This is a genomic window from Pseudoalteromonas amylolytica (assembly GCF_001854605.1).
GTDB lineage: Bacteria > Pseudomonadota > Gammaproteobacteria > Enterobacterales > Alteromonadaceae > Pseudoalteromonas > Pseudoalteromonas amylolytica.
The window spans coordinates 26,253-48,854 of sequence record NZ_MKJU01000008.1 but is presented as its reverse complement, the minus strand read 5'-3'; the positions used below and the strand labels follow the sequence as shown (position 1 = coordinate 48,854).

General features: G+C 43.6%; 22 protein-coding genes. 11 read left to right on the top strand and 11 right to left on the bottom strand.

Features of this window, described 5'->3' with window-relative positions; translation table 11 throughout:
- Positions 1-108 precede the first annotated feature (108 nt).
- Positions 109-1,101, bottom strand: a complete 993-nt coding sequence (locus tag BET10_RS03935; RefSeq protein WP_070983575.1) for an L-threonylcarbamoyladenylate synthase — start codon at positions 1,099-1,101, stop codon at positions 109-111.
- A gap of 136 nt (positions 1,102-1,237) precedes the next feature.
- Here BET10_RS03935 and BET10_RS03930 point away from each other — a divergent pair, with 136 nt between their 5' ends.
- The gene (locus tag BET10_RS03930; RefSeq protein ID WP_070983573.1) at positions 1,238-2,146 is read left to right on the top strand and encodes a histone deacetylase family protein; all 909 of its coding nucleotides are present in this window, start codon (positions 1,238-1,240) and stop codon (positions 2,144-2,146) included.
- A gap of 7 nt (positions 2,147-2,153) precedes the next feature.
- On the opposite strand, the gene BET10_RS03925 is transcribed toward BET10_RS03930, so the two are convergent.
- Complete coding sequence (locus BET10_RS03925; protein ID WP_070983571.1) at positions 2,154-2,873, bottom strand: substrate-binding periplasmic protein; 720 nt, start codon at positions 2,871-2,873, stop codon at positions 2,154-2,156.
- A gap of 157 nt (positions 2,874-3,030) precedes the next feature.
- Here BET10_RS03925 and BET10_RS03920 point away from each other — a divergent pair, with 157 nt between their 5' ends.
- Positions 3,031-3,900 (top strand): TPR end-of-group domain-containing protein, encoded by an 870-nt coding sequence (locus BET10_RS03920; RefSeq protein ID WP_070983569.1) that lies wholly within the window; start codon positions 3,031-3,033, stop codon positions 3,898-3,900.
- Here the strand turns inward: BET10_RS03920 and BET10_RS03915 are convergent.
- The 6 genes from BET10_RS03915 to BET10_RS03885 all read right to left on the bottom strand — a co-directional run bounded on the left by BET10_RS03915 (position 3,875) and on the right by BET10_RS03885 (position 9,107).
- Positions 3,875-4,765, bottom strand: coding sequence for a type 2 periplasmic-binding domain-containing protein (locus BET10_RS03915; RefSeq protein WP_070983567.1), 891 nt, complete (start codon positions 4,763-4,765; stop codon positions 3,875-3,877). The two genes, BET10_RS03920 and BET10_RS03915, sit on opposite strands and share 26 nt — an antisense overlap.
- A 19-nt stretch (positions 4,766-4,784) precedes the next feature.
- Positions 4,785-5,111: a hypothetical protein gene (locus BET10_RS03910; RefSeq protein WP_070983564.1), complete on the bottom strand. Its 327-nt coding sequence runs from the start codon at positions 5,109-5,111 to the stop codon at positions 4,785-4,787.
- A 67-nt stretch (positions 5,112-5,178) separates the two neighbouring features.
- Positions 5,179-5,919, bottom strand: a complete 741-nt coding sequence (locus BET10_RS03905) for a ferredoxin--NADP reductase (RefSeq protein WP_070983562.1) — start codon at positions 5,917-5,919, stop codon at positions 5,179-5,181.
- Positions 5,920-5,984: 65 nt separating this feature from the next.
- Positions 5,985-6,983, bottom strand: a complete 999-nt coding sequence (locus BET10_RS03900; RefSeq protein ID WP_139158530.1) for a hypothetical protein — start codon at positions 6,981-6,983, stop codon at positions 5,985-5,987.
- A 192-nt stretch (positions 6,984-7,175) separates the two neighbouring features.
- On the bottom strand, positions 7,176-7,877 hold the full coding sequence (gene deoD / locus BET10_RS03890) for a purine-nucleoside phosphorylase (protein WP_070983555.1): 702 nt from the start codon (positions 7,875-7,877) through the stop codon (positions 7,176-7,178).
- 15 nt (positions 7,878-7,892) lie between these two features.
- Entirely contained in the window at positions 7,893-9,107 is a 1,215-nt protein-coding gene (locus BET10_RS03885) for a phosphopentomutase (RefSeq protein ID WP_070983553.1), read from the bottom strand.
- 303 nt (positions 9,108-9,410) lie between these two features.
- Here BET10_RS03885 and udk point away from each other — a divergent pair, with 303 nt between their 5' ends.
- From udk to BET10_RS03860, 5 genes are all read left to right on the top strand, one after another.
- Positions 9,411-10,040: a uridine kinase gene (gene udk, locus BET10_RS03880; protein ID WP_070983550.1), complete on the top strand. Its 630-nt coding sequence runs from the start codon at positions 9,411-9,413 to the stop codon at positions 10,038-10,040.
- Between the two features lie 16 nt (positions 10,041-10,056).
- Complete coding sequence (locus BET10_RS03875) at positions 10,057-11,280, top strand: NupC/NupG family nucleoside CNT transporter (RefSeq protein ID WP_070983547.1); 1,224 nt, start codon at positions 10,057-10,059, stop codon at positions 11,278-11,280.
- 240 nt (positions 11,281-11,520) lie between these two features.
- A complete protein-coding gene (locus BET10_RS03870; RefSeq protein WP_070983545.1) occupies positions 11,521-12,261 on the top strand; it encodes a hypothetical protein in 741 nt (246 codons plus the stop codon).
- Between the two features lie 237 nt (positions 12,262-12,498).
- A complete protein-coding gene (locus BET10_RS03865) occupies positions 12,499-12,981 on the top strand; it encodes a GNAT family N-acetyltransferase (protein ID WP_070983543.1) in 483 nt (160 codons plus the stop codon).
- Positions 12,982-13,177: 196 nt separating this feature from the next.
- On the top strand, positions 13,178-14,089 hold the full coding sequence (locus tag BET10_RS03860) for a glycoside hydrolase family 16 protein (RefSeq protein WP_070983541.1): 912 nt from the start codon (positions 13,178-13,180) through the stop codon (positions 14,087-14,089).
- 18 nt (positions 14,090-14,107) lie between these two features.
- On the opposite strand, the gene BET10_RS03855 is transcribed toward BET10_RS03860, so the two are convergent.
- Positions 14,108-15,733 carry a winged helix-turn-helix domain-containing protein gene (locus tag BET10_RS03855; RefSeq protein ID WP_070983539.1) on the bottom strand — a complete coding sequence of 542 codons (1,626 nt, stop codon included), beginning with the start codon at positions 15,731-15,733 and terminating at the stop codon, positions 14,108-14,110.
- Positions 15,734-16,142: 409 nt separating this feature from the next.
- Between BET10_RS03855 and BET10_RS03850 the strand changes: the two genes are divergently transcribed.
- Positions 16,143-16,733 (top strand): LysE family translocator, encoded by a 591-nt coding sequence (locus tag BET10_RS03850; protein ID WP_070983537.1) that lies wholly within the window; start codon positions 16,143-16,145, stop codon positions 16,731-16,733.
- Here BET10_RS03850 and BET10_RS03845 read toward each other — a convergent pair.
- Both BET10_RS03845 and BET10_RS03840 read right to left on the bottom strand, forming a co-directional pair.
- Positions 16,723-17,925 (bottom strand): RsmB/NOP family class I SAM-dependent RNA methyltransferase, encoded by a 1,203-nt coding sequence (locus tag BET10_RS03845; protein WP_240503634.1) that lies wholly within the window; start codon positions 17,923-17,925, stop codon positions 16,723-16,725. The two genes, BET10_RS03850 and BET10_RS03845, sit on opposite strands and share 11 nt — an antisense overlap.
- 419 nt (positions 17,926-18,344) lie before the next feature.
- Positions 18,345-19,787, bottom strand: coding sequence for a chitinase (locus BET10_RS03840; protein ID WP_083330432.1), 1,443 nt, complete (start codon positions 19,785-19,787; stop codon positions 18,345-18,347).
- A gap of 285 nt (positions 19,788-20,072) precedes the next feature.
- On the opposite strand from BET10_RS03840, the gene BET10_RS03835 reads away from it, so the two are divergent.
- The 3 genes from BET10_RS03835 (at position 20,073) to BET10_RS03825 (ending at position 22,546) form a co-directional block, all read left to right on the top strand.
- Positions 20,073-20,630, top strand: coding sequence for a GNAT family N-acetyltransferase (locus BET10_RS03835; protein ID WP_070983535.1), 558 nt, complete (start codon positions 20,073-20,075; stop codon positions 20,628-20,630).
- Positions 20,631-20,651: 21 nt separating this feature from the next.
- Complete coding sequence (locus tag BET10_RS03830; RefSeq protein WP_070983532.1) at positions 20,652-21,989, top strand: NAD(P)/FAD-dependent oxidoreductase; 1,338 nt, start codon at positions 20,652-20,654, stop codon at positions 21,987-21,989.
- 137 nt (positions 21,990-22,126) lie between these two features.
- Positions 22,127-22,546, top strand: a complete 420-nt coding sequence (locus BET10_RS03825; RefSeq protein WP_083330431.1) for a hypothetical protein — start codon at positions 22,127-22,129, stop codon at positions 22,544-22,546.
- Positions 22,547-22,602 lie beyond the last annotated feature (56 nt).

Here is a 22,602-nt window from a genome sequence, read left to right as displayed (position 1 = left end):
TTGAATACGTATGCAATAAAAAATCAAACAATACTTAAAACAGTATAAAAAGACTCAAACAACGTGTATTGACCGATTAAAAATGACCAATAAAAGTCTAACTAACAACTACTTGGCTGCTGATCGACTCAACCTATCATGAACGTCTAGCCATGTTTCATCGTTTGGTGGTAATTCCACCCAAATCTGTGTGACATCAGCTTGATCCAATTGATGCAACGCATAATATAGATTTTGCGCATAGTGCGCTTTATTGGCAGAAAGCTTCATTGTCACGGCTTCGTTACCTTCAAGTGCAGTTTGTAACTGCTGCGAATAATATAAAACCGCGATATCATTTTGTGCACTGGGCGATACTTCAGCTAAAGTCGAGGCCAAGACCTCACCACATAATAATTGTACAGGTTTGCTGGGTTGATAGTGCGCCTTAACATTACCCGGCACCGCTACATTGTGGCTTTGCGGCACGCTCACTTCACAGCCCAATACAGCTTCAATCTGTGATTTAGTAACGGGACCTGCGCGCAAAATTCGCGGCTCTTGGGTACTGATATCCAAAATTGTTGACTCTAACCCCACTTCACATGGGCCACCATCTAATACCGCCGCGATTTTTCCATCCATCCCATACATCACTTGTTCAGCAGTGGTCGGGCTAATACGTTTATAGGGATTTGCAGATGGGGCTGCCAACCCAGAATCAAGCCTATTCAATAGCTTAAGTACACCTGCTTGATTCGGCACACGTATTCCTACTGTGTTGTGGCCACCGGTGACGACGGTGGATACATGTTCGGCTTTTGGTAAAATGAGTGTCAATGGCCCAGGCCAAAAAGCATCTGCAAGCTTTGCCACACACTCAGGTACATATGCTGCCCAGCGACCGACTTTTTCAACACTATCAACATGGACTATCAGCGGATGATCCGCAGGTCGACCTTTGGCTGCAAAAATTTTACTCACCGCCTGCGGCTGATTTGCATCGGCAGCCAAGCCATAAACCGTTTCTGTTGGAATAGCCACCAATTCGCCTAAACGTAACGCTTCAAGTGCTTTGTCCAAGCTATGTTCATCATCTATCGCTAAAACTTCAGTTATCATGTATGTTACTACTCACTGCCAGTGTAAATGGAGTCAAATGTCTGCAATGCGCTCGTAGTTGCGCCGAAAGCGCGATATTATACCCTATCTGCAACACAGCTCCATCGTTAATTTTGCCGTTGCAACAGGTGAATCAATGACATTTAATCCTAACCTGCCACTGGTCTATCATGAAAACTACTCGTTTAGTTTTGATCCTCAGCATCGCTTTGTAATGAGCAAATTTGCCCGCCTATACGAGCAATGTTTAACTAAAGGGCTGATACGAGACAATGTCTACACGCCAAAATTAGGGACGCCCGACCACTTAGAACTGATCCATTGCGATAATTATCTGTGGGATTTGTGGCACAATCGACTTTGCCCTAAGGCCATGCGTCGTATCGGCTTGCCTTGGTCAGAGCAGCTAATGGTGCGAACCTTCACCGCCCCCTTGGGCACGTTGAAAGCAGCTAAACTTGCACTTAAACATGGTATCGCGTGCCATCTTGCTGGTGGCACCCACCATGCCCATTATGATTTTGGATCTGGCTATTGCATGGTGAATGATCTTGCATTTTCGGCCACAACTCTTATCAACGAAGGTCTGGCTCGCAACATCCTCATATTTGACTTAGACGTGCACCAAGGTGATGGCACTGCGGCACTACTTAAACACAACCCTTATGTGTTTACCTGCTCGATACACTGTGAAAAGAACTTTCCGTTTCGCAAACATGATAGTGACTTAGATATCGGGTTAGATAATCACACCTCAGACTCGGTTTATTTAGCCAAAGTTGAAGAAGTCTTAACGGGGTTATTACAAGATTTAACGCCATCGCTTGTACTCTATGATGCTGGTGTAGATGTATGGGAGCATGACTCGTTAGGCAAGCTCAATATTAGTTGGCAGGGGCTAGCCAAACGCGATGCTTTGGTATTAAAAACCTGTCAACAATACGGTATCCCCGTCGCGACTGTAATTGGTGGTGGGTATGACAAAGACCATCAGCGCTTAGCCCAGCGCCACAGCATCGTCATTGAACAAGCTGCACAATTGTAACGCCCTATCAAGGGCCAATAAATCGTGTATTGTGCTCTGCTAGTGCCTTACGAATACGCGACACTAGCTTGGCGTTGGTGTCTTTACTAAAAGCCATACACGCACGGCGCTCATTGGCATTTTTAACCTCATGCACGGCCTCCAATAGCTCATATGGATGGCCAAGCTCTCTCATTCTTTCGTATGCGGTGTATTCTGTGGTGATGATAAAGTCGGCTCTTCTGGCTAATAGCTTACGCGGACTCGCGCTTGGGTCGGCTGTTAAATCCAGATTTACCCCATTTTTAAACCCCATTTCTAATAGATACTCATGAGAAACACTGCCTCGCACCAAAGAAATGGTGTACTTTTTAGCATCTTCAAGGCTTTCAATGTGAATATCGTCTCGGGTACGCAGCTTAAACAAGTATTCTTTTACAGGGTTGAGCAATGGACAGGCCCACTGAAATAGGTTTTCTCGCTCTTGGGTTCGGTATATCGAGTAAATCATAGTGTTTTTGTTACTTTGTGCCAGCTTCATCGATCGCGCCCACGGGTAGCTGCGGATCTCATATTGCACATCAGCTGCATCTAACACTTCTCTGACTTTCTTGGTCGCACGGCCAACGATTTCACCCTTTTCATTGGTGAAGTTATAGGGTACCCACTCTTCGGTTACCACATTCAGCAGAAGTTGTGCATTGCTAAAGCAAGGCAGCAGTAACAACAAAATCCAATATATTCTCATTTCGCTGCTCACTATGATTTACGGTCCACTATTATGCGCATAGCTGACTTATATTGCAAAACCAGCGATAAAGAGACTCAAACTCGCCACATGATTTTGCATTTTTATGCTACTTAATGCACCATGCAACCTGAATTAACTTAAAGTATAGTCAGCTATGAAATCACTCTTCTTTGTATTATGCGCTATTATCTTCAGCGCAGGCGCAAATGCCCAACAAACCACTCAAACTGAGGCACAGCAACAGCAAGTGCTCAATGAGTTAAAAGAGCCCATGTACAGACCACTGCTCGAACGATACATCCTAGATGAGCTCAAATCAGTTCGTTATGACCAGCAGAAACTCAGAGAAGATTTGACCAAGCAAGTTACCCATAGCCAGCTAGATGCCGCAGATCGGGCACTGACATACACCACAGATACGATTAATAACGTGTTGTTTATTATTACTGCCACGGCATCTATTTTGGTAGTAGTTGGTTGGAACTCACTACGAGATATCAAAAGCAAAGTAGAAGATTTAGTCAAAGAACGTGTTGGCAATATTACACAAGAGTATGAACAACGGCTGCAAGTCTTAGAATCTAAACTTAAAGAGCGTTCAGAAGAGATCCTTAATAACCACAAGAAGATAACCATAACCAATGAAGTTCACTCGCTGTGGATGAGAGCCAACTTAGAAAGCGACATGAACTCCAAAATTGAAATTTATGACGAGATCTTAAAGCGTAAGCCTGAAGATGTGGAAGCCATCGCCTATAAAGCAGATGCGCTGTTGGAACTTGGGCAAACTGGTGTCGCTATTCAGTTGTGCAATCAAGCATTAGAAATGGATAACGACTATGGCTATGCTTACTGGCAACGCGCCTGCGCTTACGCTATGTTGCACCAACATGCTGACGCAATGGCCGACATTCGCATGGCTTTAGAATATGCGCCAAATCTAAAAAATGAATTACTTCATGAAGCAGCGTTCGCCAGTTTGCACGACAATGCAGGCTTTAATGAGATGATTGAAGGTATTTAGACGCGTTACCAATCAACCGATTTTGCATCTTGTAGATCTGTTCAAGATCTACGGATGCACTAAGCTGTCTGTTGTCCAATTGAATAAACTCAGCTTGCGTGAAATCAAACGCAGCAAACGCTTTGCGATGATGTTCAAATGAAAAAAACAACTCCTCCAAGCTTCCATCTTTTAGCGCTGCATTTAATCCTTCCGTTAACTTTTTGGCCAATGCTAAGTTGCCTTTTCGAACATAAAAGTACATTACCGCAGGGTATTGCATTACGAGCCTAGGTGCTATCATCAATTGTTTGTTGTTCAATACCGAAAGCTCTGAATTTGCTTCTGTCACAGCCCTTGGGAAATAGTGAGCATTTTCCTTTTGTAATACGCCATACAATAGCTCCTCGTTACTGGAGTCATCGATTCGATAGCCATTATCTAGTAGAATTAATTTATCTGGCCAGTCTCGACCAACCAGTGCGGTGAGCCTTTTTAGTTGCTCAGCTTTTTCAATCCTGCTAAATACATGTTGATCACCTTTGTTGATCACCAACAATCGTAACCCATAGCTCCCAAATGCCAATGGTACAGGTACAGCCAATGCTTGCTGATCTCGCTGCGCCGAAGACATGGTCCACATTACATCAATGTTTTGTTTTTTTAGTTCAATTAACTGACGTTTTTGTGTGATCATCACATCCAACGGCTGTAGCCACTCTGTACCGGTATCTTTTTTAGCTTTGGCGAGTGCCAACTCCAGCACCTTTACAAAGTACATGTTATTCGGGTTATTTCGCAGCGCTGTTGCGTCCACATATCTAATTGTTTCAGCAAAGCTACTGCTTGAAATTAGTGCAAAAATACATATCAATACACGTATCATATAATTACCTGTGTAGGGTTCACGTCTTGTTAGTGCGCTTTAAATAAGCATCAATGGCGTGAGAAAGTAACTCATCTATTTGTTCTTCAAACTGATTTTTATCCTTTTCAAGACGACCTAAGTAAGCACTAACCTGCTGCTCCGACAGGTTTTTATTCCCTACCTTATATTCTCTTTCTGGCAACGATTTATCGTAACGCGGCACAAAACTGAACAACGCGTACACGGGGGGTTTGATTTTCTCATTTGCAAAATTACAAAAGCCCTCGATGAAATCCTGACCAGTTGGCCCCAAGCACCCAGGCTCAACTCGGTATAGCAATTTTATCCTTTTATCATCACTCATCTTTAATACCAATTTATAAAATCTACCGGCTAAGGCCTACATCACTTTAGAACTAACTGTGCCCTAACTACCAGTACTGTTCAACTGTTATATGACCCGGTTTGGCCCTACGATGTCTTTCAAACCCTTTGCTAATTAACAAGTTAGTTGTATCTTTCACCATCTGCGGGTTACCACACAACATAAAGTGACTCGATTTAGGTAGCGCGTCATAGCCACAATATTTGACAAGCTCACCTGAGTCCAACAAGTTTGTTATCCTACCAGATAGGCCCAGTTCTGGCTGCTCCCTTGATACCGCGGGTACATAGTGAAGCTGGGGGAATGACTTTTGCGCGGTCTTAATGCGGTCTTGATAAGTTAGATCTATGTTGTTTCGCACACCATGAACCAAAACCACATTTTTGAATCTATTCCACAGTTCTCCTTGCGCAATAATCGATAAGAACGGGCCAATCGCAGTTCCTGTACTTAACATCCACAAAGTGTCCGCATAGGGTATTTCATCTAAAGTTAAAAAGCCATTTGCTTGCTCTTCAATCATTATCTCATCCCCAACTTTTAGCTCAGCTAAACGTTCAGATAAACTACCGTCGGGTACTTCTATTAAATAGAACTCTAAAATAGGGTCTTGGGGAGGGTTAACGAATGAGTACGCTCTAGCAATGCGCTTGTCGCCCACTTGTAGCGCAAGCTTAGTAAATTGACCCGCTTTAAATGGTTGAATGTGTGCCGAAATCCTTAAGCTGAATAAACTAGGGGTCCACCAATTTATTTCTAATATATGCCCAGTTGTCCACTTTGCCATTGTTTAGCCTCCAGCTCTTAAGCGCGGTTATTCCTAAATAAAACATGGCAGATAAACGATTAAAGTCAAAGCGAGGGACACCAAGGCTTGCCTAGGTTCTCTGGCAATGCTTGCGCGCCTTTTCTACCTGTTACGTCATTGGGATAGAGGTACATCGCATTAATATTGTGCAAATGCGCTTTCACCGGCTCCTTATACCCAAGTTCGATGAGTGAACTAACCTGCTGCCTTAAGAATATTTCATCCTGCTCTGTGAGCGAGCCTGTTTGCATACTATTACTAATGATATCTAACCAAGTTAGATAATCTTGCGACTTAGGGCTGTACTGGCGTATCTCATCTACATAACTAGCGCGGTATTTGGCGTAAGCTTCGAGCTGTTTTGAGGCAAGTGCTGCACCGAGTATATTTCGAGTGACATCAATCCTAGACTGTTGGTTATTCAACTCAATGTAGAGCCGATGTGCCAGCTCAAATGATGTCACTGCATTATCAAAACGATGTAAAGATAGAAGAATGTTGCCTCTGATCACACTATAGCCCGCTTTTACACGCGTTGTTAATTGCCCACTATCAATACTATCGATAAGTTGAAACGCCATAGCTGGTTGCTCTAACAAACGAAATACAATCGCTAGATTAACTTTTAATGTCGCCAGCTCTAAATCACTATTGGCTAAACCGAGTGCACACTGATAATGGCGCTTTGCTTGCTCCAGTTGGTTGTTATACCGATAGGCAACACCCACCCTAGTCAGTAGCTTGAATCTTTTGCCCGCTAAAATATCCTGTAATTGCGCCTCCTTAAGTGACTGTGTAATCGTCACAAAAGCCGACCAACTGTGTGCATTCATTGCCGCCAGTAGCGCGTCGAGGTGTAAGGCAACTTGCATCTCAACGTGTTGCTCATCCAGCTTAGCTAAATACTTGGGATATAGTTCGAGCGCGTGCTTTGGGTCATTACCAGCCAATTGTGTGAAATTCTCTAACTGTGCGGTGGTTAAAGGCACCATGAGTAAGGTGGAAAAAAGCAGTGCTATCGACGTCATAAATTCGACCATCATAAGTCATCATTTAATAAGCATAGTTGAAGATATTGAAGTGGTTACAGAGAAAATTCAGATAAAAAAAAGCCGCACAGGGTGCGGCTTTTTGGGTGTGATTCGCTTTGTTTTAGGCGTGTCTCCAAAACTCTGCGATTACGTTACCAAGGAACTTGAAGCTTGCAGGCTGTGACAACCTGCAAACTAAAACTTTTAAATCGACTCTAGTGCGATTTTTACCATTTCATTGAAGGTGCTTTGACGCTCCTCCGCAGGTGTTGCTTCACCTGTGATCACATGATCACTTACTGTGAATAAAGCCATCGCTTTAGCACCATATTCTGCCGCAACGCCATACATGCCTGCTGTTTCCATATCAACAGCCATAATACCAAGCTTGTCTAGTTGCTCGTAAAAGCTGCTGTCAGCCTGATAGAAAGTATCTGTGGTAAATACGTTACCTACTTTCGCTTCAATGCCTAATTTGCGTGCTGCGTTAACACCATTTTCAAGTAAACCGAAATCTGCAATCGCTGCAAAGTCGTAGCCACGTACACGGGCACGGTTTACGTTCGAATCTGTACTTGCACCTTGTGCAAAAATTACATCACGAATTTTGATGTCTTGACTTATACCGCCACACGTACCAATTCGGATCAGATTTTTTACGCCATAACTTACAATAAGTTCTCTGGCATAAATAGACATTGAAGGAATACCCATACCTGAGCCCATGATACTTACCGGCTTACCGTTATAAGTACCTGTGAAGCCGAACATATTACGAACACCAGTCACTTGGCGTGCATCTTCTAAAAAGTGCTCCGCAATATATTGCGCACGAAGCGGGTCGCCTGGCATTAATACTGTTTCGGCAAAATCACCACTGTTTGCACTAATATGAGGTGTGCTCATTGTTTGTTTCCTTTTTTATGCTTTGTTTAGCGAAGAAATAAACCCTTCACCATACTCAAGCGCAGATAAATTAAACCACTGGGCAAGGGTTTGACCTATGTCTGCAAAACTTTGTCTTTCTCCTAACGGAGCATTTACCATATCCGGCGTATAAGCCAATACTGGTACATATTCGCGTGTATGGTCGGTACCAGCTGCTGTTGGGTCACAACCATGATCCGCCGTGATCAACAACAAGTCATCGCTTTGCAACTTATCTAGTATAGTCGGCAAAAATGCATCAAACTGTGCAAGCGCTTCAGCATACCCAACGGCATTACGGCGATGGCCAAATTTTTCGTCAAAATCCACTAAATTAGTGAAAATTAAACTGTGTTCAGGCGCGCTGTCTACTAGCTCCGCAGTTTTCTCCAACAAGTTCATTAACCCAGGCGCTTTGTGCTTTTGAGTTATGCCTTGGTGTGCATAAATATCGGCAATTTTACCAACACTGATCACTTCACCACCATCTGCGGCCAACTTATCAAGAACCGTGGGCGCTGGTGGTAAAACCGAGTAATCTCGACGATTACCGGTACGAATAAAGTCGGCACTCGAAGTGCCTATAAACGGCCGCGCAATCACTCTTCCTATATTCATTTCATCAAGCAGTGCCCGTGCGATTTCACATACCTGATAAAGCTTGTCAAGGCCGAACGATTGCTCATGAGCGGCTATTTGAAAAACGCTATCAACTGAGGTGTAACAAATAGGCATGTCTGTTTTTACATGCTCTTCACCCAGTTGTTCTAAAATTGTTGTTCCAGAGGCATAACAGTTACCTAAAATGCCTGGAATATCAGCGCGCTTGCATAGCTCATCGACAAACGCCTGAGGAAAACAAGGTGTTGTATTTGGGAAGTAACCCCAATCAAACAACACAGGGACACCCGCCATTTCCCAATGGCCCGATGGCGTATCTTTACCACTTGATAGCTCTTTGGCATAACCCCATGCGGCTTGCGCTGGTTGACGTTCACTGGTTTCACAGTGTTCGTTGCCCGCAGCTTCGCATGCATCGAGTAAACCTAACCGGCTCAAGTTAGGTAAAGGCAGTGCATTGCCTGTTTCCTTTTTATATGCTTGTAAGAGGTGTGCAAGTGTATTTGCCCCAACATCACCAAACTTTTCAGCGTCTGGAGCGGCACCAATGCCTAGGCTATCCGCCATTAAAATGATTGCTCTTGCCATTGTTTACCTCATTTTTACAAGACATGGGTTTACATTTGTGTAATTATTCAACTTGCGCTCCCATAGATTGCTACTTTATTGTTGCTCCGAATAATCGTACAGGACATAAGTCCGCTGTCATAAAAGCATCATAAAATTCATTATCTGCGTTGAACTTGTTGATTTTGTCCCACAGGACATAAGTCCTGTTTTGTTGTCTGCAAAATCGCTAAATTTGCATCCTAAGCGAAGCAAAAGAGATTAATCGTGTCTTTTTTGCTATTGTGATCTTCCAACGTTAACAACTGCTGGGTGTGAACTTTAGTGACACGAACAATTATAGCCATTGCTGGGGCTTCTGCTTCTGGCAAATCTCTATTTACGCAAACAATATATAACGAATTGATTAATGAGCTCGAATCAGGCGCTATCGCCATCATTGAGGAAGATGCTTATTATAAAGATCAATCGCATCTACCATTTGAGCATAGAACACAAACAAACTATGACCATCCGGATGCGTTTGAGCACGACTTGCTACGCTCTCATTTAGAGCAATTGCGGTTGGGTAATTCTGTAGAAGTGCCTACATATGATTACGCCCAACACACACGTAGCAGCGAAACGCGCACAGTGACTCCCGCTAAGATATTAATTATTGAAGGAATTTTACTGTTAAGCGACCCCGCATTAAGTGAAGAATTTGATATCAAGGTGTTTATTGATACGCCTTTGGATATTTGTTTACTGCGTAGAATGCAAAGAGACATTGAACAACGCGGTAGAAGCTTACCGTCTGTGGTTGAACAATATCAAGCAACGGTAAGACCAATGTTTTATCAGTTTATTGAGCCTTCGAAGCACAATGCCGACTTGGTCGTCACCCGTGGCGGTATGAATCGCGTTGCGATTGATATAATTAAAAGTAAAATAAAATATTTACTGCAAGAATAAAACGGGACTTTAGGGCATGACAACAATAATGAGCTTGGTGGGCATGATAATGCTACTGAGCGTGGCATACGGTTTTTCAACAAATCGTAGTGCTATTAATAAACGTACGGTTGGCGTAGCGCTTGCGATGCAAATCGCGATTGGCGGCTTTGTACTGTTTGTTGAAGCGGGTAAAAATGCTTTAGCAAGTATGTCCAGCGCAGTTTCAGCTGTAATTGGCTATGCCAATGATGGTATTGGGTTCTTATTTGGACCGCTGGCAGATAAAAGCTCACTTGGCTTTATCTTCGCGGTACAGGTTTTACCCGTTATTGTATTCTTTTCAGCCTTGGTAGCGGTTTTGTACTACCTCGGTATTATGGAATGGATCATTAAAATTTTAGGTGGTGGGCTGCAAAAGCTGCTCAAAACATCAAAGCCTGAGTCGTTATCAGCAACAGCGAATATTTTCGTTGGTCAAACTGAAGCGCCTTTGATTGTTAAACCATTTATACCGACCATGACTAAATCAGAGTTGTTTGCAGTAATGGTAGGTGGTTTAGCAACTGTAGCAGGTTCAGTAATGGCGGGTTATGTTGCTATCGGTGTAGAGCTTAAATACCTAATTGCGGCAAGCTTTATGGCAGCTCCCGGCGGCTTCTTGATGGCAAAAATGATTGTGCCAGAAACAGAGCAGCCAAAACAGACTTTGGCGGATGTAAACGCCGAGGAAGATAAACCAGTTAACGTCATTGATGCCGCCGCTGCTGGCGCGTCAAGCGGGATGCACCTTGCATTAAACGTAGGTGCAATGTTACTTGCCTTTGTTGCGTTAATTGCTTTATTGAATGGCATGTTAGGTGGTATTGGTGCTTGGTTTGATCACCCATCACTGACATTGCAAGAAATTTTAGGTTACCTCTTCGCACCGGTTGCTTGGATGATTGGTGTACCATGGAATGAAGCGGTAACAGCCGGTAGTTTTATCGGTCAAAAGCTGGTAGTTAACGAGTTCGTTGCCTACTTAGACTTTATGAATTATCGAGAAGGGTTAAGTGAACATACTCAAGCGATTGTCACATTCGCGTTATGTGGCTTTGCTAACCTGTCATCGATTGCAATCTTACTAGGCGGACTGGGCGGTATGGCGCCAAGTCGAAGAAAGGATATCGCACGCTTAGGGCTCAGGGCGGTTTTAGCAGGGTCAATGGCTAACCTAATGAGCGCAGCAATTGCAGGGTTTTTCCTCTCGCTAGCTTAGAAACTTAACGAGATTACCTGCCGCATTTGCAAAACAATTGGTTGAATGCCTTAAGGGGTTAAGGCATTTATACTAACTTGAACGATACTTCACCAAAGGGCCGTAAGGCCCTTTTATCGTTTCTGGGTGTTATCAATTCTACACGTCTCAAATTCTTTCACTAAAGCGCTTCATCGACGCTTGCCTCACAAACTAAATTGACTACAATACGCCTCCAAGTTCCCAAATGAGGACCTTAATATGAGCCTTCATCCAGTATCAAAACAAAAATATCTTTTGAGCATAAAAGTATTCATCGCGGCTACCGCACTGACCTTTTCCCACTTCTGTATGGCAACTATAGAAGCGCAATTTACTCATGGCTCAGATAAGTATGTGCTTAAAATAACAAGTACAGCTGTGACCACAGCAACAGGACCCGCACAATTGTTCAGGTACAGTGTGTATGAAAATGGTAAATTCGTTCACAGCAACGCCTCTGGTGGCCGCATGTTTAGCTGTCGCAAGGAAAAGCCTAACGTTGAACCAATCCGTTCAGAACAGGGGCAAATTGGCTGGATGATTGTCGGGTACGCAATTTGTGGTAACACACTTTCAAACAATATTGAACTTGTTATCCCGGTAAAGAACCTTTGGGGTGGCAAAACTGTGTACTTAAACAAAACTTTTGTCGCCAAAGAACCGCCCTACCTAGTACCAACCAAAGATGGTTCACAAGTGTGGTTTTATCAACAAAACTGGGGCAAAGGTGGTACAGCCACGAGTATCTTTGTACCAAGAAAGTTATTCATTTTGAAAAATGCTGATACAGCTTCAATTAGCAAAGCAGACGTATTTGATAATATCGGCATATTAGAGCAAATGGCTAAAGATAGTTGGCTAAAACCTAATTTTATTTCACTGTTCGTCGCTGGTATAGAAGATGCTAACCCGCCATTAATGCAGTACGCAATCGACAAATACTACCAAAAAGAGCAATAAGCTTGGTATGAGGTTTATATACCAGAAGGTAGCTTTTCGAGTGTAAACTCACTTGTAAAGCGGGTAGAAGTTGTACGTTCATTATACCATGATATGAGAGATACCCTGTCATGGGATATGGCCTTAACAGCCACAAAAAATAACGAGTGATCATCAAACTATTTAGACCATTTGGCAGGAACCATAAAACAATGGTGTAATGCTCAACATTTTCAAAATTTAATCTGGATGTAAATAATGCAAACCTACTACCTTGAAATGCTGAGTGAACAAGCATTTACCCCCTCACCAATTCCTGCTCCGTTGACAATTACAGAGGTTGAGCTCGCCCAGCCACAGTTCAATCAATTTTTATACGCCTTAGTCGGTAAACAGTGGCAGTGGACAGATAAATTGTCGTTCTCAACAGAGCAGTGGCGAAGCCATATTGAGTGTAATCATATCCGCACTTGGGTGGCTTACGTTCAAGGTGCTATCGCCGGATACTACGAATTGAGTATGCAAAATAACGGTCATGTTGAGATAGCTTACTTTGGACTCACGCCAGATTTTATTGGTAAAGGCTATGGTGGTGCATTACTTAGTCACGCAATTAACACTGCATGGTCACTCACTACAACCAAACGGCTCTGGGTTCATACTTGTGACTTGGACCATCCAAGCGCATTGAAGAACTATCAAAGCAGAGGCTTCTCAATCTACAAAACCGAAGTGGAGTAAATTGTTAGGGCTCAAAACTAAAAAACAACAGGAGTAAAGCCATAGACCCTCTCTCAATAAACTAAAAAGTAAGCAGATACATCAATGGGTTAACTTTATTTTTGGAACAATTTAATTATTTTTAATTAGAGTTTTTACCGTTTTTTCCTTACAAAGTTGTCAGGCCAACCTAGCCTATATAAGTAAGGATAAAACAATGATTATAAATAAATTACTAAAATTAAGTATCACCACACTTTCTATCGTTACCGTTCATAGCGCAACGGCGCAAAATGCCGTCATGTTTGATGACTTTAGCTACAAAACCTTTGCACACGCCCAAGAGAATGGCTGGCAAGCACGCACTGAAACAGGCCACCCAGGTTTAAAGGGTGCAAAATGGTGGCAAGAGGGGGTGAGCTTTCACCCCGATGCGCTTGATCACAACAACACTGTGATGCGTTTAACTTCAAAAACGGATGGTTCCGCCCAAAATACTCGTCACACCCAAGTGTGTCACAAGCGTAAATATCGTGACGGAACTTATGCAGCTCGTGTGTACTTTAATGACCAGCCACAGTATGGCCCCGATGGTGATGGCATCGTTGAAACCTTTTATGCTATCAGTCCACTTGCAGCACCTATGGACCCAGATTACAGCGAAATGGATTTTGAATATCTTGCCAACGGCGGATGGGGGAAAGGCAATAAGACATTATTTGCTACATCATGGGAAACATTTAAACTCAATCCATTCACACAAGTCCATGAACACAGTACTGTCCAAAAAAGCTTGCAAGGATGGAATACCTTGCTGTTACAGGTAGCTGACAACCAATTGCACTATTACATCAATGGTGAGCTGTTCGCCGAACATAGTTCAAAGGTTTACCCAGAAGTGGCGATGTCGATTAACTTCAACCTGTGGTTTATTGCAGAACAAATTTTGCAAAGCACAGAGATGCGCCAATATTATCAAGATATAGATTGGGTCTACTTTATAAAGGATACCAAACTCGATACGCAAACGGTTATGAGTAAAGTAGCAAAGCTGCGCGAAAAAAACATTCAACAACTCGATACTGTGCCTGATTGGCAACCAAAGCTCGACGACTATTGTAGCTTGTAACTATCCTAGAAGGTTATGTTAATTCAAAGAGTAAGGTGAGCGGTCATTAAACCAAGCCTCGACCCTCGAAATAAGGTGCGGTTGATCACTGTTACGTGCTATAGACTGCGCTTGAACAGCGTATTGTTCGGCTTTAATTAATTCATTTTTTAGCCGAGCAATATCCGCTTTGGCAAGCAAGACCCAAATTTGATTTGCAGGAGCCCCATTATCATCGGCGATTTCCTGCGCCTGTTCTAGGTATTGGTTTGCCGACGAAAACTGACCTTGATCCGCCTTCACTTTAGCCAGTTCGATCAATGCCGCAGTTTGTCCATACTGACCATAGAATGACCGATGATATTCAAGTGCTTGAGTCAATAATTGTGCGGCATGTTCGAACTCCCCTTGCAAGCGCTTGATTTTACCTAACTCTTCATAAGTGTAAGCAATAAACAGCTTATCTTGCTGGTTTTGAGCCAGTTTTTGAGCCTGCTCAATATGGTGCTGAGCTGCTTGTAACTCTTGACTCCTAGGCTCTCCCTGTGGCCAATTTATAAGTAAATAGCCAATCATTAGATGTGCTCTGATCAACTCTCTGGTGTTTTCAATGTAAGGCAACTGCGTGGTGTATTGCAAAATTGCAATCGCTTTGCCTTCTTGGCGAAGGTTTGCATAACTAGCGGCAAGGTAGCGACGTGCCGCCAGTAAATTTGGTTCTACTTGTAAAGCGGAAGAAAACAAAGGGATTGCTTGTTGGTAGGCTTGCTTTAAGTAAAGCTCAACGCCTCGTGCAAATGCTTCATTACTGAAATCACTCTGCCAATTTTGTTCAGTCAATTGATACTCTCCCGCATAGCGTTTCGCTAACGAGGCGATAAGCTTATCAAAACTTTGCTCGATAGTTTGGGCAAACTCGACACCCTTTTCAATGTTATGCTCGAACATCAAAGTGTAATGCAATTGATAGTCTTGTGGATAGCCGGTGATACGGGTAAGAACAATTAAATTAGCCGCAAGCTTACGCTGTAAACTAACGAGCACCTCCTGTGTTGGCTGTAAGGAAGTGCTCGCTTTGGTATGTTCGAGCGCATATAAAACCTGATCATGGCCGATTACCCGAAGGTCAGAGTGATGCTGAAGTTGTTGTGATAAGTATTCCATTCCTCGCAAAGGCACTCGCTGATGAATTTCATCGGGAATATCATTTTCAACGGGCAAAAACGCAATATTCAGGTGCGGTGTTTGAGACTGAACCATCCAGTAGCTTGCCAGTGCTATAACGGTGGCAAAGCAGCACACCAGCGCTGCCAAAAAAGCTTTAGCCTGCCAGCTGATTATTGGTTTGACTGGAGCAATCCACTGATAGCCAGTTTTAGGAAACGTCTTAATCGCCTCAGAGCCGAGAATATCTCGCAGCTCTTTAATTGATTGAGTAAGTACTTGCTCTTGTACCACAACTCCTTGCCAAATGGTCTCTAATAGATGTTGTTTAGATACCACTTGCTGACGATTCATCAGCAGCACCTGCAACACTTGTAGGGTTTTTGCACGAATGCGCTCGCGCTTATGGCGGTTGAAGATCACGCCTTGCTTTAGGTCAATGGTAAACCCTAAGCTGCGAAATTGTGTCGTACGTGAGAACAGCCTCCTGCTAAAACTCATTGATACTCCAAAGATAGGCTATAAATCATTACTTTAATAGACTCTCTTGACCACAACAAGCGCTTGTTTGCTTCTTTAATATGAAGAAAATAGCAGCATGAGCCAGAGTCAACCTATTGGCTGCTTTGAGCAGCTTGACTCGCTACATAAATAACCTTAGCTAAGGTTATTTAATCATTCGTATTGACAGCTTAAGGTTTGTAAACAAAGCTTAAAGTATTGTTGAAAGCGAAATAATACATCATAAAGTACGTAGAACCGCGCCAAAGAGTCTTGTGTTCGGTTTACCATTCTAACAACAATATGCCCGTTCTACGGCTTGCTTTAAAATATGTAACCACCGTATACAGACTCCGATGCGCCTGAGCTAACCTCAGTAGTTCAGTGGCATAAATTATAAGGAGTTGTTATGCACGACGCCCTATTCTCTTTGCTTTTTATGACACTACTGTTATTCGGCAGCCCCGGCCCTGCCCCTATTTCTTTACTAGCCTCTGGCGCCAACTTTGGATACAAGCGTAATTTACCGTTTCTGGCGGGCATTCTGACAGGCCTGTCACTGGCTATGGTATTAGTTAATATTGGTTTATCACAACTGTTGGCAAGCTCACCTCGGTTGTCATCATTGCTGTCATTTGTATGTGTGGGCTACCTGGTGTATCTGGCTTATAAACTGTACTTCCAAGATACGCAGCAACCCAAGAAGTCGCTCATACCTAGTTTTTCGCAAGGCGTGCTGTTAAATCTCATTAACCCCAAAGCTTATGCTTCGTTGATCACACTGTTTTCTCAATTTGAAATACACACCGAGCAAAAAGCACAGAGCATTGTGATCACCGCGCTAATTTGCATCGCTTTGGTGAGTGTTATTGATGGTCTATGGCTGCTGGCGGGGGCTAAACTTGGTAACATCTTTAAAAGCCGCCAGCATATTAAGCGGCTTAATGGATTATGTTCGGTAGCGATTTTAGTGGTGGCGTCAGTACTTATCAGTCACTGATACGCTCTAACGCAGCACCATAAAAGCCATCAAACTCACTGTTTACGCCAGGTAACAGGTGTAGCTCTTCAACTAGTTTAAAATGAGGATTGTTAGCCAAAAAGGTCTCGACCTGTTGCTGGTTTTCACTCGGCAATACTGAACAAGTCGCATACACCAATCGGCCACCGGGTTTACACATTTGGCTATAGCGCTGTAATATTTCACTTTGAAGTGCGACCAGCGAATCAAGATTATCGCTTTGGATGTGCCATTTAGCATCTGGGTTGCGGCGCAGTACACCCGTGCCAGAACACGGCACATCCAGTAAAACACGGTCAAACTTGTCTTTTAACCGCTTCACTGTTTTGCTGTTTTTGATGAGGCGAGTTTCAAGCATGTGTACGCCAGAGCGTTTTGCGCGCTTTTTCAATGCATCCAATTTGTGTTGATGAATATCCATTGACAAAATGTAGCCTTTATTTTGCATCAAAGCGGCGATGTGAAGACTCTTACCCCCAGCACCTGCACACGCATCGACTACGCGTAAACCGGGCTTAACATCTAGTAAGGGTGCTATCTGCTGAGAACCTGCATCTTGCATTTCAAACCAGCCTTGAGAAAAGGCCTTAGACTTAAACAGGTGCCCGTATTTTGTGACCTCTAGCGCATTGTCTAGTGTCATGCTCTGCGTGATAATGTTTTCTTCACTCAGTGCTTGCTGAACCTGTTGACTCTGCGCTTTTAACGTATTAACACGAAGATAAGCCTTGGCTGGGGTATTCAATCCAGAGGCAACCTGTGACCACTGCGCTCCCAGCTCTTGCTCGGCGTGTCGCCAAAGCCAGTCGGGGTAACTGTTCATCTGAGCATCACAAGCTTTAGAGAGGTTCTGCTCAATGTTTTGCAAGCTTAGCCCTTCCAATTCAGGCCACGGGGGCACACTGCTGCCTTCAAGCAACTGATAACCCCCCCAAATATGCCAAATTTCCGACGGGCTCACCTCGTCACACCCAGTCACAGCAAATACGAGCTTGCGCCACCAGCGAACAATATCATATGTCTGAGTTACAAAAACGTGCCGTGTTGCAAGGTCCCAATATGGCTGCTCAGCAAGCGTTCGCTCGATTACTTTATCCGCATATTGTTCAGTAAACATAATTTGCTCAAGCGCAATGATTTGCGTTTCTACACATTGACGGTCTGCAAACACAGATGACCTCATATTTAGGGAGTTATAAAGGCGAATTGTAACTGCTTTTACGTACAACCGCGAGAAAATCTGCTGAGCGATGAAAGAAGGGGAATAACTGTTGGCTGATTGTTTAGGCGTATCGATTGCTCCTCACCTGAGGACTCACTTTAGGTAAAAAATTACCTTTTTACAATTCATTACATCTCTTTCATTGTAAGAAATTAGTATCAGGTTAAGATAGACTTCAGTCTGGCTTATATGACACTGCTCCTATTTTATTTGTACCTGAGTAAATTAAATTTCTCAGTTGAATCAGTTAGGCCAAAGTTTCAAAGCCAACACCAACCAGTAAATTTGTTAATCTAGCCTACTCTAGATTTAACGCAAAGCCGATAGTTTGCCACTATCGGCTTTTTACCTTTTTGCAATGCTAGTGATTACTCAGCGTTTTTGACAAACTTCCATGGTTGTGACGAATCCGGCACATCCCCTTTTGTCCACCACTTTGCTTCGTAAATCGCGCCTTTATAGCTGGCCTGTTCACCGCCTACATAGACTTTACTCGCATCCCATGCGGGTACACCGCCGACTGGAGGCTCATCAACAGGTGGTTCAAGGTTGTCCACCACACGTACTTGTGGCCAACTAGCATGTGATTGGTAAAAGTTGGTTACACACTTTTCATAATCTCCCGGTACCAGCGCAGAATATGCGGTTTGATAACCCACTAACTTACATTCAAAAGAGTAGCCACCAGGTCTGTCGGAATAATAAGCCCAGTCTCCTTCCCAGTTGGTGTAAAGTACATCCGTGGCCCCATTGAGGTTGAGACTACCGTATGGTGTTTGTTGCCAGCAGGTGTTTTCTTCGTCGCTTTCAATTGGCACATTGTAATGATGTGATAGACCCTCCCAGTAACGGATACGGTTTACTGGCTGTCCTTTATTTTTATTCTGCTCACCACATTCAATGCCACCATTGATGACATTAATGGTAGTCCCAAAGCCATAGCCGATCCCTGCATCTTGCTCACGCTGCGACGGCGTCCAAGTACGGTCAATCACATGCAACATCGCAGGCTTTGGTGCCTGTGGCGTTAAGAAAAACCATATAGCAGATGCTAGATTGAGCCATGAATCTGCCACCAGACCTGGATTATTTAACAACACCGTCGCATCGCCGTTAAACATAACTTCTGAGAATGCACCGTAGTTAAAGTGGTACGACAACTGCTTTGCACCACGACCAAAGTAGCCCTGTCCGCTCGCGCACGGCCAGCGTCGGTTTTGCCAGTCATTCTGACCGCAACCTGTTGTATATCCTGGTTGCCCTTCTGACCAGCCCATTTCACGCACATGTACTAACGCTTGTTGCCACTCTTCAAGACCCAACGGGTTATCAGACACATTGTCTTTGGCTATATGCCCCCCCGTTTCTTGTGAGAAATGTGCAAATGCCGTCACGATAGATTTTTTACAAATGGCATCGGCATCACGTCCATCAGTGTAGTCGCCACAAAAGGCAGGAAACTTTCCGATTGCTCGTAAAAAGCGTGTGTAGGTATATTCCGGCGCAGCCATCTGCGTCAAGAAATCCCATTGCGCTTGTGGAAATACGCTTTCAACACGTTTTACATTGTCAGGGTTAGTGCTAAGACCGGGTGCAATTGCCTCTACAATACTATTGTCACGCGTTTCCAAAGCTTTAGCCCAAATGGCGTACATTGGGTCACTGGTTTTGCTTTGTGCGGCTTCGTCCAGCTCTGCTTTTGAAACCAAATAACCACCGGGGTTTTGCGGGTCAGGTTCTATTGTCATTGCGCCAGCGCTCGTGATCGCCGCCAAATTCAGTGCAACCACCAAGGGAGTGAGTTTGTACATGTTGTTCTTCCTTCCTTTACGTTGTATCAAGCGTGAAACATAAAGTTCACACAATTAACTCACAGTATTAATCAAATGACATCGCTGTCAATCACTTTATGTAAAGGATTGTAACAATCCAATTCGGTGGTTTTTTAACCTGCACTGTTGTACTTGTCACTAATTGATTAATAACAAAGTGAAAACAGCGTTTAAATAAATTTTTGTGTTCCTGCCTTTTCATAAAGATTTATTATTAAATTCACAGTAAGGTAATAAGGTTAAAAACAAGCAGGTATTTAAATTATGGTCATTACTGAATTACGCCCAGAACACCATCACGCCGTCATCAAACTTGCCAACCAAGTACATGGCGACAACTACCTTGATGCGCCAGGTCTCAAAAAAATGGTCGCTATGGGCACTAAATTCGATATTAACGCTTGCTTTGTCGCATTAGATGAACAAGGACAGTTGCTTGGTTTTCGCACCAGCTATGCCGCAGAGCAGTGGCCCATTGATAAATGGTGTACACCTAAAAACTGGCCGGTATTACCCTCGCAAATGGCATACTTCAAATGCATTGCTGTGGCACCAGAGGCACAAGGTCAAGGCATAGGTCCAAAGTTACTCCATGAGTCAATCGTGGCACTTAGACAACAAGGCGCATTGGCAGGTGTTGCTCATCTATGGATGCAAAGCCCAGGTAATGGCGCGGTAAAGTACTTTTCTAAAGCAGGTGGTAAGCTGGTCAAAGTTCATGATGACCGTTGGCTCGAAAACTGCCTCAATGACGGTTATGTTTGCACCATATGCGGCAATGAATGCCACTGCCAAGCAGCAGAAATGGCTTTAATGTTTTAATCAATAATGAATAAGAATTTTATGAGCGACTCCCTTTACGACCCACTTACCCACACACACTGCCAGGCATCAGGATATGCGCCTAGCTATTGGGCCAGTACCATAGATTTACCTGTTGCAAACAGCGCACCGACCAGTAGTGAGCACTTTGATGTTGCAATCATAGGTGGCGGCTTTAGTGGCCTTTTAACTGCCTACTATCTGGCACATGAGCACGGTATGAGTTGTTGTGTGCTAGAAGCCAATCAGGTGGGTTTTGGTGCCAGTGGCCGTAATGCAGGGTTTGTACTCAAGGGTTCCGGTCGCCTCAGTTATCCGCAAATGGCAAAAAAATGGGGTATGCAAACCTGCAGGGGCATTTATGATGAATTTAGTGCCGCGGTGCATCGTGTTGAGTCACTCATTGATGAGCACAATATCCAATGCCAGAAGCAAGAAAAAGGCTATTTGAAAATTGCCCATAACCAAAAAGCCATGCAAGGGTTGCGCACTCAAGCCGAGTTTTTACAGCACCTAGGCGGTGACGCACAATTTTTGACAAGCACAGAGCTAGAACAGGAATATATGCTTAATCAGCAAGCCTACGGGGCAATGAGGCTACCAGACGGCTTTGGCATCAACCCGCTGAAATTGTTACTTGGCTATCGAGAAATTGCGATAAAAGCAGGTGTAAAACTGTTTGAAAATGCGCTGGTTGAACGGGTTGAAGAAAAAAACAACCGCCATCACCTACACGTTAATGATGCGACCATCACCGCCAATACCGTGGTATACACTGGCAACGCATACAACAATAAGCAATCTCACCCTTATATCAATAATCGATATTTGCCAATTTTAAGCAGTATTTTGGTAACCCGACCGCTGAGTGAACAAGAGCTAACATTGACGGGCTTGAAAACTCACCAAGTGACAATGGATACCCGTACCCTCAAATACTACTACCGCCTACTGCCCGATAATCGCATTTTGTTTGGCGGTCGAGGCGCGGTGTTTGCCAAAGATCAACACGCCGATGTGTATCTGAATAACTTAAAACACGGACTTGCTGCATGTTTTCCGGCACTTGCCAACATACAGCATGACTATTATTGGAATGGGTTTATTGCCGCAGCACTTGATGATATGCCGCACGTTTATCTGCAAAACAATGTCGGCTACATTTTAGGATATTGCGGCGCAGGTGTGTCTTTTAGTTCACAAGCAGCCTATCGGCTCGCGCAATTGATTGCCAAACAGCCGATTCCTGAGTTACCTCTATATCAAACACCGCTGCCGTATCTCCCTTTCCCACGCTTTAGGAGATTCGGGCAGCTGGCCTATTATCAATACGCTCATCTCAAGGACCGATTTGGGTAAGTAATAAGATTAACGCTATGTCACACGAATTAATAAATAAGTTAATTGATAGTACACATTTTAAAAACGCAACCGTCATCAAGTAAGACTTAAATATACCTGAATCTGAAAACACTAAAACAACAGGTATATTAACTATGAAAACGAAAATAGCGTTAAGCCTTTTGGCCATCACCTCAAGCGTGGCTTTTGCTCAAATTGAATCAACTGAGCAACTGGTGCAAAACATTGAACAAGATGGCGTTGTCACGTTCGACAAAGCAGTGGTCGAAGTCAGTGAAGTGGACGGCATTTTTGCCACTAGCGCGACCACATACTACAGCCCTCGCGTGTGGGTTCGTGGTTATTTAGAGTCGTTCTTTGTTAATCCAACAAATGGTAATCAGTTCTGTGAAGAGCGTGGTCACAACCAAGAAGTAACTGGCAGTACTATCAAGTGTGGTGAAGATGAGTCTTCATACGCTAACTATGACTGGTACTCAAAAGTGTGGACCAAGAAAAGTACTGGTAGCAAGAACCAATGCTACCAGCTTTATGCAACTATTAAGTGTCAATAGTTGCCAAGGCCTGTTAACTGATATAAACAACGAGAGCGCTTCGCGCTTTCGTTGCT